15 protein-coding genes and 1 pseudogene are annotated in these 13,043 nt (G+C 69.1%); 12 read left to right on the plus strand and 4 right to left on the minus strand.

The window, feature by feature from the left end; all coding sequences use genetic code 11:
* The first annotated feature begins 95 nt into the window (after positions 1-95).
* The 3 genes and pseudogenes from A5775_RS19745 (at position 96) to A5775_RS19755 (ending at position 2,059) form a co-directional block, all read left to right on the plus strand.
* The gene (locus tag A5775_RS19745) at positions 96-1,463 is read left to right on the plus strand and encodes a septum formation family protein (protein WP_067256110.1); all 1,368 of its coding nucleotides are present in this window, start codon (positions 96-98) and stop codon (positions 1,461-1,463) included.
* A gap of 4 nt (positions 1,464-1,467) precedes the next feature.
* Positions 1,468-1,871 (plus strand): annotated as a pseudogene (locus A5775_RS19750) (metallopeptidase family protein).
* Entirely contained in the window at positions 1,868-2,059 is a 192-nt protein-coding gene (locus A5775_RS19755) for a hypothetical protein (RefSeq protein ID WP_067256114.1), read from the plus strand. Before A5775_RS19750 ends, A5775_RS19755 begins: the two are co-directional and overlap by 4 nt.
* Before the next feature lie 7 nt (positions 2,060-2,066).
* Here the strand turns inward: A5775_RS19755 and A5775_RS19760 are convergent, their stop codons facing one another.
* Both A5775_RS19760 and pheA read right to left on the minus strand, forming a co-directional pair.
* On the minus strand, positions 2,067-2,753 hold the full coding sequence (locus A5775_RS19760) for a histidine phosphatase family protein (protein WP_067256116.1): 687 nt from the start codon (positions 2,751-2,753) through the stop codon (positions 2,067-2,069).
* Entirely contained in the window at positions 2,750-3,700 is a 951-nt protein-coding gene (gene pheA / locus A5775_RS19765; protein ID WP_067256119.1) for a prephenate dehydratase, read from the minus strand. Before pheA ends, A5775_RS19760 begins: the two co-directional genes overlap by 4 nt.
* 90 nt (positions 3,701-3,790) lie before the next feature.
* Here pheA and A5775_RS19770 point away from each other — a divergent pair, with 90 nt between their 5' ends.
* Positions 3,791-4,579, plus strand: a complete 789-nt coding sequence (locus A5775_RS19770) for a DUF2470 domain-containing protein (RefSeq protein WP_067256121.1) — start codon at positions 3,791-3,793, stop codon at positions 4,577-4,579.
* Between the two features lie 325 nt (positions 4,580-4,904).
* Entirely contained in the window at positions 4,905-5,852 is a 948-nt protein-coding gene (locus A5775_RS19775; protein ID WP_067256123.1) for an LCP family protein, read from the plus strand.
* On the opposite strand, the gene A5775_RS19780 is transcribed toward A5775_RS19775, so the two are convergent.
* Together A5775_RS19780 and A5775_RS19785 are read right to left on the minus strand one after the other, a co-directional pair.
* Entirely contained in the window at positions 5,849-6,673 is an 825-nt protein-coding gene (locus tag A5775_RS19780) for a glycerophosphodiester phosphodiesterase (RefSeq protein ID WP_067256125.1), read from the minus strand. The genes A5775_RS19775 and A5775_RS19780 overlap by 4 nt on opposite strands.
* 4 nt (positions 6,674-6,677) lie before the next feature.
* On the minus strand, positions 6,678-7,724 hold the full coding sequence (locus tag A5775_RS19785; protein WP_197512750.1) for a DUF4328 domain-containing protein: 1,047 nt from the start codon (positions 7,722-7,724) through the stop codon (positions 6,678-6,680).
* 508 nt (positions 7,725-8,232) lie between these two features.
* Here A5775_RS19785 and A5775_RS25720 point away from each other — a divergent pair.
* From A5775_RS25720 to A5775_RS19815, 7 genes are all read left to right on the plus strand, one after another.
* Positions 8,233-8,388 carry a hypothetical protein gene (locus A5775_RS25720; RefSeq protein ID WP_197512752.1) on the plus strand — a complete coding sequence of 52 codons (156 nt, stop codon included), beginning with the start codon at positions 8,233-8,235 and terminating at the stop codon, positions 8,386-8,388.
* A gap of 148 nt (positions 8,389-8,536) precedes the next feature.
* A complete protein-coding gene (locus tag A5775_RS19790) occupies positions 8,537-9,160 on the plus strand; it encodes a superoxide dismutase (protein ID WP_067256127.1) in 624 nt (207 codons plus the stop codon).
* A gap of 196 nt (positions 9,161-9,356) precedes the next feature.
* Positions 9,357-9,890, plus strand: coding sequence for a peptidase (locus A5775_RS19795; protein ID WP_067256129.1), 534 nt, complete (start codon positions 9,357-9,359; stop codon positions 9,888-9,890).
* 668 nt (positions 9,891-10,558) lie between these two features.
* Entirely contained in the window at positions 10,559-10,957 is a 399-nt protein-coding gene (locus A5775_RS19800) for a secretion protein EspR (RefSeq protein WP_067256132.1), read from the plus strand.
* Positions 10,958-11,127: 170 nt separating this feature from the next.
* The gene (locus tag A5775_RS19805; RefSeq protein ID WP_067256135.1) at positions 11,128-11,784 is read left to right on the plus strand and encodes a DUF6474 family protein; all 657 of its coding nucleotides are present in this window, start codon (positions 11,128-11,130) and stop codon (positions 11,782-11,784) included.
* Between the two features lie 27 nt (positions 11,785-11,811).
* Positions 11,812-12,480 carry a YcnI family protein gene (locus A5775_RS19810; RefSeq protein ID WP_067256138.1) on the plus strand — a complete coding sequence of 223 codons (669 nt, stop codon included), beginning with the start codon at positions 11,812-11,814 and terminating at the stop codon, positions 12,478-12,480.
* Positions 12,477-12,986 carry a copper resistance CopC family protein gene (locus A5775_RS19815; protein ID WP_067256140.1) on the plus strand — a complete coding sequence of 170 codons (510 nt, stop codon included), beginning with the start codon at positions 12,477-12,479 and terminating at the stop codon, positions 12,984-12,986. The genes A5775_RS19810 and A5775_RS19815 overlap by 4 nt, the downstream gene beginning before the upstream one ends.
* Positions 12,987-13,043: the final 57 nt, after the last annotated feature.

The following is a 13,043-nucleotide window of genomic DNA, read 5'->3' on the forward strand; positions in this document are numbered from 1 at the left end:
TCACCGGCACAGGCCGACGGGCAGAGCATCCACCCCGGCCGGCTCAGGACTCACATCCGTAACTTTTGTCACGCGCCTCAGTTGGCCCTGTCAGAATGGACCCGATGTCGCAAGCGCCCGAGACGGAACGTTCGGAAGGCCCCGCAGTCGAGACGCCCGCCGCCTCGACCGGTGAGCCTTCCGCACAGCAGCCGTCCGCCTTCCTGTGGCCACGCAGCCTGCAGGCCCGCGCGACCAGGCGAGCGCTGTTGCTGACCGCCCTCGGCGGCTTGCTGATCGCCGGGCTGGTCACCGCGATCCCGGTCGGCACCGGATCGGGACGACTGCTCGACAGCAGCCCCGTGCGCAGCACCGGAGCCAAGAGCGACGCCGCTCTCAACCGTGCCTCCCGCGGGGAATGCCTGATGTGGCCCGACACCACCCCGGAGTCGGCGAAGATCGTCAACTGCGGCGACGACCACAAGTTTGAAGTCGCCGAATCCATCGATATGCGGACGTTCCCGGGCTCCGAGTACGGGCCCAACGCCGCGCCCCCGACCCCCGCCCGCATCCAGCAGATCACCCAGGAGCAGTGCGAGGCTTCCGTCCGCAACTACCTCGGGCTCAAATTCGATCCGAACAGCAAGTTCACCGTCAGCCTGCTGTGGCCCGGCGACCGGGCCTGGCGTCAGTCCGGCGATCGCCGCATGCTGTGCGGCCTGCAACTGCCCGGCATGAACAACCAGCAGCAGCCGTTCAAGGGCAAGGTCGCCGACGTCGACCAGTCCAAGGTGTGGCCGGCCGGCACCTGCCTGGGTATCGACCCGGCGACCAATCAGCCGACTGATGTGCCGGTCGACTGCGCGGCCCCGCACGCGATGGAGGTCACCGGCACGGTCAACCTGGCCGAGAAGTTCCCCGCCGCCCCGCCCGCCGAGCCGGACCAGGACGCCTTCATCAAGGATTCGTGCACCAAGATGACCGACGCGTACCTGGCGCCGGTCAAGCTGCGCACCACCACGCTGACGCTGATCTACCCCACGGTGCCGCTGTCGAGTTGGACGGCCGGCAGCCGCGAGGTGGCCTGCAGCGTCGGCGCAACGCTGGGTAACGGGGGTTGGGCCACCCTGCTGAACAGCGCCAAAGGCCAGCTGCTGATCAACGGTCAGCCCCCGGTGCCCCCGCCCGACATTCCCGAAGAGCGGCTCACGATGCCGCCGATTCCACTGCAGGGCCCGGCGCAGGAGCCGTCCAACCAGGCCGCCACTCCCCCGGAGATCCCGCCGAACAATCAGCACCTGCCGGGGCAGCAACCGGTGGTGACGCAACCCCAGCAAGCCCCGCCACCCGAGCAGCAGGCTCCCGCCCCGCAAGCACCGCAGCCGCCGCCCGCGGACAACGGCGCACCGCCCCCGGCCAACCCGGCACCCGAGGCGCCACCACCGCCGCCCGCTCCGCCTGCCGAGCCCCCGCCGGGGGGCTAGCCCGGTGCCCGTGCGGATGGATCGGCGGCGGTTCGACGAGCTGGTCTCCGACGCCCTCGACCTGATACCGCCCGCGCTGGCCGCGGCGATGGACAACGTCGTCGTCCTGGTCGAAGACCGCCATCCCGAGGACGCCGATCTGCTCGGGCTGTACGAGGGCGTGGCGCTGACCGAACGCGACTCCGACTATGCCGGTGCGCTGCCGGATGCCATCACCATCTACCGCGAGGCACTGCTGGACTCGTGCGAATCCGAGGCCGAGGTGGTCGAGGAGGTGGCGATCACGGTGATCCACGAAATCGCTCACCACTTCGGCATCGACGACGACCGGCTGCACGAACTGGGCTGGGCCTGACTGGGCGCGGCATCCCGGATTTGTCCGCGGCGGGTGCTATGAACGGCGTATGAGCACTGACTGCCGCGACTGCCGGGCAGGCTTAGATCACTGTCACGGCACCATCATTCGCCACGCACTGCACCGGTCGGAGTGCACCGAGCCGGATTGCTTCAGCCCCGAATTGTTGCTGCACGCCTTCGTCATCGATTGCGACGCCGTGGGCTGTGCCTGCACCGAAGTGGTCGCACTGGCCGTCTGACCGGGTGTCAGCCCATCGGATCGGTGCTTGACCGCACCGCGTCGACGACCGGGGTCGCCTCGCGCTCTGGATAAAAGGGCGGTGCCAAGGTTCCCCAGCGCACGCAGCTCCACCGCCCGTCGGTGATCGGGGTCAAGGCCACCGATTCGGTGTTGTCGAGATGGTTGTCCAGGGCGAAGTCGGCCTCGACACCGGCCAGCACCGCGGCCGCCAACCGAATCGCCGCGCCGTGGCTGACGACCACGATGTCGCCGTGGAAGTCGTGGTCATCGAGGTAGCGCAGGCGCAGGTCGGTGAGCACCGGCACGTAGCGGTCCAACACGTCGTTGCCGGTTTCGCCGCCGGGTAGCGGCACATCCAGCTCGCCGCGGTGCCAGCGGTCGTAGATCGCGTTGAACTCCGCGACCGCCCCGTCGTCGTTGCGGTCTTCCAGTTGGCCCACCTGCACCTCGTGGATGCCGGGCATTTCGATGGCGGACATCGCGAGCTGGCCCGCGATCACCGCCGCGGTTTGTGAGGCCCGGGTGGCCACCGAGTGCGCGAGCATCGCCGGCCGACCCGACCCGCGCGCAAACGCCCGGGCCTGGTCGCGGCCCAATGGTGTCAGCTCCGCCCCGGGCAGTCGGGTGTCGAGCCGGCGCTCGACGTTTCCGTAGGACTGGCCGTGACGCACCAAGATCAAGCGACCGCTCACCGCTGCGACCCCCCGGCGGGCTGTTCGGGCTTTCCCACCCGCACCCGCGCCAGCCAGCGCAACGCCTCGTCGGCGGACGGCGGCAGCGCGCCGGCGGGCGAGCCGGTGGACCAAGACCCCAGGAAGCGCACATCAGCACAACGACGGTGCAGCGCCTTGAGTGCCTCGGCGACGGCGTCGTCGTCGACGTGCCCCACACAATCGGCGAAGAAGCGGTAGGTGCCGAGTCCGGTTCTGGTCGGCCGGGATTCGATTCGCGTCAGGTCGATGCCACGAATGGCGAACTCGGCAAGCGCGGCCAACAACGCGCCCGGCGCGTTGTCGATGCGCAGCACCACCGACGTCCGGTCGGCTCCGGTGCGGGCCGGCGGCGGTCCGGGCAGACCGACCAGAACGAAGCGGGTGCGGGCGTTGGGCTCGTCGACAACGCCGTCGGCCAGGGTGTCCAGCCCCCAGTGGGCGGCGGCCAGCGGCGAGGTCACCGCGGCGTCGACCCGCCCCTCGGCCACCTGCTGGGCGGCGTCGGCATTCGAATACGCCGGGCGCAGTTCGGCATCGGCAAGGTTGGCGGCCACCCACTGCCGCACCTGGGCCACCGCCACTCCGAAGGCGGCCAGCGTGCGCACGTCGGCGGCGCGGCATCCCCGTTGCACGACGATGCTGAAGGCGACGTCCAGCGTCGTCTCGGCGAAGACCTGCAGGGGCGACCCCATGGCCAGGCTGTCCAGGGTCGGCGTCACCGAACCGTCGATCGAGTTCTCGATCGGCACGCACGCGTAGTCGGCGGCGCCGTCGCGCACCGCGTCCAAGGCGACCGAGGTGCTTTCGACCGGCAACGGCCGCACCCCGTCGGGCCCCTGTGCGGGAATCAATCCGGCAGCGGCGATCTGTCGCAGCGCCGCCTCGGTGAAGGTCCCTTCCGGACCGAGGTAAGCGATGCGGGCCACGTCCCAACCCTAGCGGCGAGCCAGACAGAAAACGCTTGCGACGCCAACCCGGGTAAGTTAACTTAGGCTTACCTAAGCATAAGGATGAGAATGGTGTTACCGCTGAGCTGCCACGCCCCGACCACTGCCGAACGTATCCGCAGCGCATGTGTGCGCGCCGGCGGCGCACTCCTGGCGATCGAGCATGACGACCCGGTCCCCACGCCCGTGCATTACCTGATGGACGATGGCACCTTCGCGCTGGCGCTGCCCGTCGAACGGGAACGCGGGCGGCCCATCGCGGGATCGCAGGCTCTGCTGGAACTGACCGATTACGCGCCACTTCCTTTGCGCGAACCGGTCCGTTCGCTGGTATGGGTGCGCGGGCGCCTGCGGGAGGTGCCCCCGGCCGAGATCCTCACAACGCTCGACGCGATCGCCGCCGAATGCCCGAATCCGGCCCTGCTGGGAGTCGACACCCCGAGGTGTGCGCCCTCCCGGGGGCAAGAACAGCGGTACACGCTGCTGCGGCTCGAGATCGCGTCGGTCGTCGTCACCGATGCGACCGGCGCGGAACCGGTGACCGTGGACGACCTTCTGGCGGCCCGGCCCGACCCGTTCTGCGCGGTCGAGTCGAGCCTGCTGTGGCACCTGGACACCGCCCACAGCGACGTGGTGGCACGACTGGTGTCCCGGCTGCCCGCGCCGCTGCGCCGCGGGCAGGTGCGACCGCTGGGGCTCGACCGCTACGGCGTGCGGTTCCGCGTCGAGGGCAACGATCGCGACCACGACGTCCGGCTGCCGTTCCACAGGCCGGTGGACGACATGACCGGTCTGCGGCAGGCCATCCGGGTGCTGATGGGGTGCCCGTTCATCAACGGGTTGCGGGCGCGCGGCTAGCCCTACGACGATGCAGCCCGCGTAGCGGGGTGAGGAGGAGTAGGGCAATTGGCCCAGCGAGATCGCGGCGTACCGGCGCGGCACGGCGCCGGGCACGTAGGTTAGCCAGGTGAACGGCGACCGCGGACCGCAGCGTCGGCGGCCCGAGCCGCCGCAGGAGATTCGCCGCGCGGGCGCCTCGCCGCCGTCACCGACCGCGGAGACCCAGCCGCTGCACCGGCCGGTGCCAGCGGCCCCCGCGGCCGTCACCCCCGGGCAGCGACCACCCCCGCCACGACCACGCGCGCCGAGCGCGCCCCGGAAGCGGCGCCGCTGGGTCGCAACGATGTTCTCGGCACTGCTGGTGGGCGTGCTGCTGATCGGCGCGGGCATCGTCGCCGGCGCCGTCTGGTTCGATACCAAACTGCACCGCGAGCAGGTGCTCGCCGACTATCCCGACCGCCCCGGCCCCGGCCGCGGCACCAACTGGCTGATCGTCGGATCGGACAGCCGTCAGAGCCTGAGCGCCGAGCAGCAACAGGATTTGGCCACCGGCGGCGACATCGGCGACGGCCGTACCGACACGATCCTGCTGGTTCATCTGCCGGGCGTAGGGTCCGGGGTTCCGACGACGATGGTGTCGATACCGCGCGACTCCTATGTGCCGATCCCGGAGCACGGCAAGGACAAGATCAACGCCGCGTTCACGATGGGCGGCCCGCAGCTGCTGGTCCGCACCGTGGAACAGGCCACCGGGTTGCGCATCGACCACTACGCCGAGATCGGATTCGGCGGATTCGCCGCCCTGGTGGACGCGCTCGGCGGGGTGACCGTGTGTCCGAAGAACCCGCTCAGCGACCCGCTGGCCGGCATCGACCTGCCGGCCGGCTGCCAGACCCTCGACGGCCGCCACGCCCTGGGGTACGTCCGGACGCGGGACACCCCGAGGGCAGATCTGGACCGGATGGTCAATGAACGCCAGTTCGTGGCCGAACTGCTGCATCGCGCCGGCAGCCCGGCGGTCTGGCTCAATCCAGGGCGCTGGTATTCGGTGCCGCGCGCGGCGGCGGACGCCCTGACCGTCGACCAGGGTGACCACGCGTGGGATCTGGCCCGGCTCGGCTGGGCGTTGCACGGATCCACCGCCACCTTGACCGTCCCGATCGGGGAGTTCACCAGCGGTGACGCCGGCGCGGTGGTGGTGTGGAATCACGACGAGGCCGGCCGGTTGTTCCAGGCGTTGGCCTCCGATGCGCCATTACCGCCCACCACGGCGGATGGCCAGTCGAACTAGATGCTGATCTGGCCCGCGGGGTCGCCCCGCAGCCACGCCTTGGTGCGGCCCGGGTGGTGCGTGGCCAGCCACGCCACGCCGACCTCGCGGCAGAAATCGATGTCGTCGTAGTCGTCGACGTTCCAGCAGTAGACGGCCCGGCCCTGGGCGATGGCGCGGTCCGCCAGTTGGGGATATTCCCTCAACGTCAGCAGCGAAGGCCCGACGGCGGTGGCGCCGACGGCAGTGGGCGCACCGCTGGTCAAGTAGCGCGCGGTCTTGCCCAGCAGCACGGTGGGCAGCAGCGGCGCGGCCCGCCGGATCCGCCAGACCGCGGACGCCGAGAACGACATCACCACGGCGCGGGACCGGTCGGCGGAGGCGGGCGCGGCGATGCCGAAGCGGTGCAGCAGCGCCAGCAGCTTGGTCTCCACCAGTGAGCCGTACCGGACGGGGTGCTTGGTCTCGATGAAAAGCTTCACCGGCCGGTGCCAATCGAGCACCAGTGAGACGAGGGCGTCCAATGTCAGCAAACTGGTGTCGCCGTGGGTGCCGTCCTCGCGCCAGCTGTCGTGCCACGCGCCGTACTCGAGCTCGCGCAATTGCGCGAGGGTCATCGTGCTGACCAAGCCGGCACCGGTCGAGGTGCGGTCCAGCCGGCGGTCGTGCACGCACACCAGGTGGCCGTCGCGGGTCAACCGCACGTCGCATTCCAGGCCGTCGGCGCCCTCTTTGAGCGCGAGGTCGTAGGCGGCCAGCGTGTGTTCGGGGCGCGCCGCCGAGGCGCCGCGGTGGGCGACGACATAGGGGTGCCCGGCGAGCACCTCGTCGGCCCACGTCATATCCCTATGCTGCCGGTTCCTGCCCCTCTAACTCAACTGGGTCAGCCGAAGCCGGCGCGACGGACCCGTCGTCGGGAACCATGACCCAGCGGTGCGCAGGCCGCGCGACGGGTTTGCGCTGGAATCCCTCGAAAATGCGGGTGGCGGCGGCCAAGGTGGCGGCCGCGAGCAGGTAGGCGACAACCATCAGCACGGTGTTGTTGGCGATGCCCTGGGCGTCGGTGGCGAAGCTGGTCGCGATGGCGGCGATGGAGACGGCGTAGCTGCAGACCCACGCGATCCACCACAGAAGGATCGGCCTGCGCAGCCGGGCCCAGTGGTCTTCGAGCAGGGCCAGCTCGATGACGTACACCGGGGCCCACAGCAGATTGGCCAGCGGCGCGACGCAGCCCGCCCACAGTGCCCGCACGGAGCGTGGCTCGGGCAGGCCGTGATGGGCGAACACGGCGGCACGCCGGGCGATCATCCAGCGGATGAGCTGCACGCCGGAGGCGATCACCGCCGCACCCGCGCCCACGCTGGCGAGCACGCCGAGCCAGTCGGCGGCGAGGGCCACCCACGAGTTGAGCAATGTGTCCCGGTTGATCACGAGCAGCACATAGCGGACGACGTAGACCAGGGCGGCGATGCTGAGGACCAGCACGCTCACGAATGAGGTGGTGCGGATGATGTGCGCCGACGGCCCGGGCGGCGCGGGCGTTTCGGCGACGGCGGGCGCGTGTTCTATGCGGTCCGCCAAACCCCACCGCGGTATCACCGTGTAGCGCGGCGTGGGCCCCAGCGGACGGCGGCCGTGTCTGGCCCGCGGCGCGGTGCCGGGACGCACCGCGATCCAGCGATAGCCGGGCGGCAGCCGCGGCGGTGTGCGCTGCCACCCGGGAGACCGCTGCGGTCCGGCCGGGGGCGGGGCGCCTGCAGCGCCCCATCGCGGGTCGGCGGGTGGGGACTCCGGCAGGGGCGCCATGAGGGCGCCGCGGCAGCGGGGACACCACTCGCGTTGCCGGTCGCGCACGTTCCAGCGGGTGCCGCACTGGGAGCACACCTGGATCACCGGACCAGACTAGCGCCGCGACGATGCGGCCCGCGGAACGCGGGGCGCGGAGAAGCGGCGCCATCGGGCCCCGCCGCGACGATGCGGCCCGCGGAACGCGGGGCGCGCAGGAGCGGTGTGGGCAACGTATTCAGGCGCCGCAGACTATCCACAGTTTCCACAGGTTTATCCACATAGACCCACGGGGTACAGATAGCCATCGCTACAGCCTCTGGCGCCGGCCCGTGATGTAACTGTGGATAACGTCCCGGTGTTTGACGCGTGTCATAGACAGCCGCAATTGGTCGTCGAGCGAAATTGATTGCTTCACTAAGCACCGACGCGACAGCGGTCCGGACAGCCATCCGGCTCCTGCCGTTTTTGGCCCGCGGACCTTCGAGTTGGCGTCAACCCGCAGCTCAGAGGCTTATTTCGCAACCTCGCCACAAAGCGCTATGATCGCGTTCGCAAAAGTGTTTTGTGACTCACCTCACTAGCGCGGGGTGGATCGGGGGGTGGAAGGCGATTGATGGCCACGCATTCGTTCGGCCCGGGTTCACCGGCCCAGTCGAAGTCGTATTGCGGCTCGCCCGCGTGGAATCACAGCTACAGCATCGCGGCGCTACGCGCCGGATTGATCGCATTGGCCTTGCTGGCTGTGCTCGCGGTCATCGTCTTGTTCTGAATTTTCCCGCGCGGGTATCCGCCTTGCGGCTCAACAGGGGTCGTTGTTGCGGTGCGCGCGGTGATGGAGCAGGGTTGATAGCGGCCGGCCGCCGCGAGGCGGCCCCACGCGACTGAGCTTCAAGACGATAATCGAAGAAAGGAATGCCGTGGCTGAATACACCCTGCCCGACTTGGACTGGGACTATGCAGCGTTGGAACCGCACATCTCGGGGCAGATCAACGAGATCCACCACAGTAAGCACCACGCCACGTACGTCAAAGGCGTGAACGACGCTGTGTCCAAGCTCGAAGAGGCCCGCGCCAACGAGGACCACGCTGCGATCTTCCTGAACGAAAAAAACCTCGCCTTTCACCTGGGCGGCCACGTCAACCACTCGATCTGGTGGAAGAACCTGTCGCCGGACGGCGGCGACAAGCCGACCGGTGATTTGGCCGCCGCGATCGATGACGCGTTCGGATCCTTTGACCGATTCCGCGCGCAGTTCAGCGCGGCCGCCAACGGCCTGCAGGGGTCGGGCTGGGCGGTGCTGGGTTATGACACCCTCGGCGGCAGGCTGCTGACCTTCCAGCTCTACGACCAGCAGGCCAACGTCCCGCTCGGCATCATTCCGCTGCTGCAGGTCGACATGTGGGAGCACGCCTTCTACCTGCAGTACAAGAACGTCAAGGCGGACTACGTCAAGGCGTTCTGGAACGTCGTCAACTGGGCAGACGTGCAGAAGCGGTACGCGGCTGCCACCTCGAAAACCCAGGGGCTGATTTTCGGCTGACTTTCATTTCGATCGGTTGGGGCGTCGCGCGGATTGCGCGGCGCCCCAGTCGTTTGTCTGGCCCGGAATCGGCCAGATGTGAAGATTTGCGAAGCTGACCGTGTCGTGTTGCACGGCGCCTAATCCGCAGGCATTCTTAGTTATTCGGACTACCAGTGTGGTTATTCCCAAACGGAGGCATCGCGCGGAGGTCGAGATGGAAACTGGGTCGGATCGGCCTATCGGGGTCTCCCCGTTCCATTCTCGTGGCGCCCTGAAAGGCTTCCTGATCTCCGGACGCTGGCCCGATTCGACGAAAGAGTGGGCCCAACTACTCATGGTCGCGGTCAGGATCGCGTCTTTGCCCGGATTGCTCTCCACCACAACGGTGTTCGGCGCCCGCGAGGAATTGCCCGACGAACCCGAACCGGGCACGGTCGGCCTGGTGCTGGCCGAGGGCACCGTCTTCGGTGAATCAGCAATCCAGCCAGGCTATTTCGCAGATCATCAGCCGCCCGCCCTACTCATGTTGCATCCGCCGTCGGAAACCATGCCTTCGCTGCCCGAATGCACGGGCGCGGCATCGGGATGCGTGTTGCTGCCCGGGTTGCCCTATCTCGGCCTGGAACATCGGGCGGCTTGGGTGGAAGCGGAAGCCGACGGCACCATCACCTCGATGGTGAGCCGGGTGGGCGTCGACCCGATCAGCCATCCCGACACGGCAATTCTGGCGATGCTTCTCGCCGCATAAGGACAGCGGAAAATCGATCGCCGGATCGACATGGGATCCGTAGCGATGCGGCTCAGCGGCACCGAATAGGCCCATCGGTCCCCGGGACCTCCACCGAGACGCGCGGCGGCGCGCGAACGGCGATTCGCCTCCCCGACGATCATGTCGTCTTATGCGGCCGCGGTCATGAGCGACCACGCCGCTCTGGCGACCGCGACGTCGGCCGCCGATCACGACCGAACTGCCCGCTGATAACCGGCGACCTCGCCGCGCCGGCTAAGTTAACGGCCCCTCGACCATCGCTGTCCGCCGGGTTTCGACGTGTCCTTCGGGGTCCCACTTCGCGCTCGGCAGCAAATGGCGTCCCAGATCGGGCGGGTGCGCCCGCCCGTTGCGGTGCAATCGCCCAGCACGGCTCGGGTGCTCGCCGTGACCCCCACGAGGCGGCCCGCCCGCCACTTCGGGACGGGTGTCCGATTCTGCGGATAACCTGTGAGTTCCTTGGATTTGGTGGACACCCCAGCGAATCAGTTAGACGCTCGTCAAGTGGGGAGTTGGTGGGCATCAGCTATGCCGGTCGGGAATCCTACGGGGTTTGCACCTGGTTACCCTTACCAAGCCTCGCTACCATGATCAGCAAATACACCTAGGTAATAGTTCGCTTCTACAGCCCAGTGGAGGTCATATCAATGAGCACGACGTTCGCTGCTCGCCTTAACCGCCTGTTCGACACGGTGTATCCACCCGGACGCGGGCCGCACACCTCCGCGGAAGTGATCGCGGCGCTCAAGGCGGAGGGCGTAACGATGTCGGCTCCCTACCTGTCCCAGTTGCGTTCCGGTAACCGCACCAACCCGTCTTCGGCGACGATGGCCGCTTTGGCCAACTTCTTCCGCATCAAGCCGGCCTACTTCACCGACGACGAGTACTACGAGAAGCTCGACAAGGAATTGTCGTGGCTGGCCACGACCCGCGACGACAATGTGCGCCGCATCGCGGTCCGCACGATCGAGCTGTCCCCCGAGGCCCAGCGCGAGGTCATGGACCGGGTCAACGAGCTGCGTCGCGCGGAGCACCTGGACGCGTAGCGGCCGCCCAAGCCTGACGATCGCCTTCCGGGGCCTTTCGAGCCCTCCCGCCAGCCCTGGCAGCCCTGGCGGGTCGCCGCGCGCCCATTCCGATTAGGGTTGGCAAACGGATCGCGAACGCGAGAGCGTTAGACAACGATTGCCAGCGAGATACCGGGAGGCGGCCGGGAATGGGCCTGTTCGGCAAGCGAAAGAGCCGCGCGACGCGCCGCGCGGAAGCCCGCGCGATCAAGGCCCGCGCGAAGCTCGAGGCCAAGCTGACCGCGAAAAACGAGGTGCGCCGCGCCAAATCCGCTCAGCGGGCGGAGAACAAGGCGCTCAGGGCTCAGATCAAGGCGCAACGCGACAGCGACCGCAATGCGTTGAAAGTCGCTGAGGCGCAACTCAAGGCGACGCGGGAGGGCAAGATCTTTTCTCCGACACGGATCCGCCGCGTGCTCACGGTGTCGCGGCTGCTCGCGCCGATCCTCACGCCGGTGATCTACCGGTTGGCCGTATCGGCGCGCGCGCTGATCGATCAGCGCCGCGCGGATCGGCTCGGGATTCCGCTGGCGCAGATCGGCCAGTTCTCCGGACCCGGCGCCCAGCTGTCGGCCCGAATCGCCGGGGCGGAGAAGTCGCTGCGGACCGTGCAGGACAAGAAGCCCAAGGACGCCGAGACCAAGGCGTTCGTGGCTGCCATCAACGAACGGCTCGCCGATCTGTCGGCGGCGGTCACCGCCGCGGAGAATCTGCCCGCCGCGCGACGCCGGGCGGCCCACGCCGCGATCTCGTCGCAGCTCGAAGGCATCGAGGCGGACCTGATGGCCCGCCTCGGGTTGAGCTGACCGACCGCACGAAAGGCAAGCCCCGGCATGGCAATCCACAGCAGGTGGATCTCGCGCATCCTGATGGCGGCCGGCGCGATCGTCGTCCTGGCTCTCGGATCGGCGGTCCACACCCCCGCCGCCTGGGCGCACGTCCACGCCAGCAGCGACAATGCGGCGCGCGGCGCCATGGCCCTGGTCACCTTCCAGGTGCCCAACGAATCGGACACCGGGGCCGCCACCACCGCATTGACCGTCACCCTCCCCGACGTCGCATCGGCACGCACCGAGAGCATGCCGGGCTGGGCGGCCAGGCTCGACCGTGACGCGGCGTCGGGCGCCGTCCGCTCGGTGACCTGGACGTCCGCCCCCAACGGCGGGATCACGCCGGACCAATTCGCGCTGTTCCGGTTGTCCGTGAAGTTGCCCGACGCTGACACCGTGAGGTTCCCGGCGACGCAGACCTACGCCGACGGGATCGTGGTGAAGTGGGATCAGCCTCCGCTGCCCGACGGCGGCGAGCCGGAACACCCGGCGCCCATGCTCAGCCTTGCCGCCGGACCGGCGGGGCCCCACCACCACCACGCGACGCCCAATGCGGTCGCCGAACCCGCGCGCCCGCACGCCGCCGACAACACCGCGCGGCTGTTGGGTGGCGCGGCTCTGGTGGTCGCGGCGCTGGGTATCGCGATCGCCCTGGTCCGCCGACGCCCATGAAACGGCTGGCGATCGGCGCGTGCGTCAGCGCCTTGTTCGTGATGGCCACGCTCGCCGCACCCGGGGCGTCGGCGCACGCCGCCCGGATAGCCACCGACCCCGCGGCCAACGCGGTGCTGGCTTCGGGACCGCAACGGGTCAGCGCAACCTTCAACGAGCAGTTGCAGACGGCGTTCGCCGCCATGACGGTGGTCGGGCCGGACGGCAACGTGTGGTCCACGGGGGAGCCCGCCGTGGCGGGTGCGGTGGTCAGCACCGCCGTGCGCTTGCTGGGGCCGGCCGGGACGTACACGGTGAACTACCGGGTGACCTCCGCGGACGGGCACCCGGTGTCGGGGTCCTGGTCGTTTCAGCTCACGGTGTCGGGCACCGGCACGCCCGGGCCGCGCGCCGCCGGCGGCGGCAGGGGCGGCGGGGGTGGCGACGTCCCCGTCTGGCCGTTTGTGGCGGCCGCGCTGGCGCTCGTCGCGGGCGGCGCCTGGTGGACGGTGCGGCGCAGGCGGTGAACGAGGCGCCGCGAGGCGTGCTGGCATGATGGGACCGAGATCCCTGAGCTAGGGAAA

The organism is Mycobacterium sp. 852002-10029_SCH5224772, assembly GCF_001667315.1.
Taxonomy (GTDB): Bacteria; Actinomycetota; Actinomycetes; order Mycobacteriales; family Mycobacteriaceae; genus Mycobacterium.

What these genes read in the sequence shown, in the direction of transcription:
- A5775_RS25720 (WP_197512752.1), top strand. Translation starts at nt 8,233, where the DNA reads ATGGCCACGCATTCGTTCGGCCCGGGTTCACCGGCCCAGTCGAAGTCG.
- A5775_RS19795 (WP_067256129.1), top strand. Translation starts at nt 9,357, where the DNA reads ATGGAAACTGGGTCGGATCGGCCTATCGGGGTCTCCCCGTTCCATTCT.
- A5775_RS19780 (WP_067256125.1), bottom strand. Translation starts at nt 6,673, where the DNA reads ATGACGTGGGCCGACGAGGTGCTCGCCGGGCACCCCTATGTCGTCGCC.
- A5775_RS19745 (WP_067256110.1), top strand. Translation starts at nt 96, where the DNA reads ATGGACCCGATGTCGCAAGCGCCCGAGACGGAACGTTCGGAAGGCCCC.
- A5775_RS19800 (WP_067256132.1), top strand. Translation starts at nt 10,559, where the DNA reads ATGAGCACGACGTTCGCTGCTCGCCTTAACCGCCTGTTCGACACGGTG.
- A5775_RS19805 (WP_067256135.1), top strand. Translation starts at nt 11,128, where the DNA reads ATGGGCCTGTTCGGCAAGCGAAAGAGCCGCGCGACGCGCCGCGCGGAA.
- A5775_RS19770 (WP_067256121.1), top strand. Translation starts at nt 3,791, where the DNA reads ATGGTGTTACCGCTGAGCTGCCACGCCCCGACCACTGCCGAACGTATC.
- A5775_RS19815 (WP_067256140.1), top strand. Translation starts at nt 12,477, where the DNA reads ATGAAACGGCTGGCGATCGGCGCGTGCGTCAGCGCCTTGTTCGTGATG.
- A5775_RS19755 (WP_067256114.1), top strand. Translation starts at nt 1,868, where the DNA reads ATGAGCACTGACTGCCGCGACTGCCGGGCAGGCTTAGATCACTGTCAC.
- A5775_RS19775 (WP_067256123.1), top strand. Translation starts at nt 4,905, where the DNA reads ATGTTCTCGGCACTGCTGGTGGGCGTGCTGCTGATCGGCGCGGGCATC.
- A5775_RS19810 (WP_067256138.1), top strand. Translation starts at nt 11,812, where the DNA reads ATGGCAATCCACAGCAGGTGGATCTCGCGCATCCTGATGGCGGCCGGC.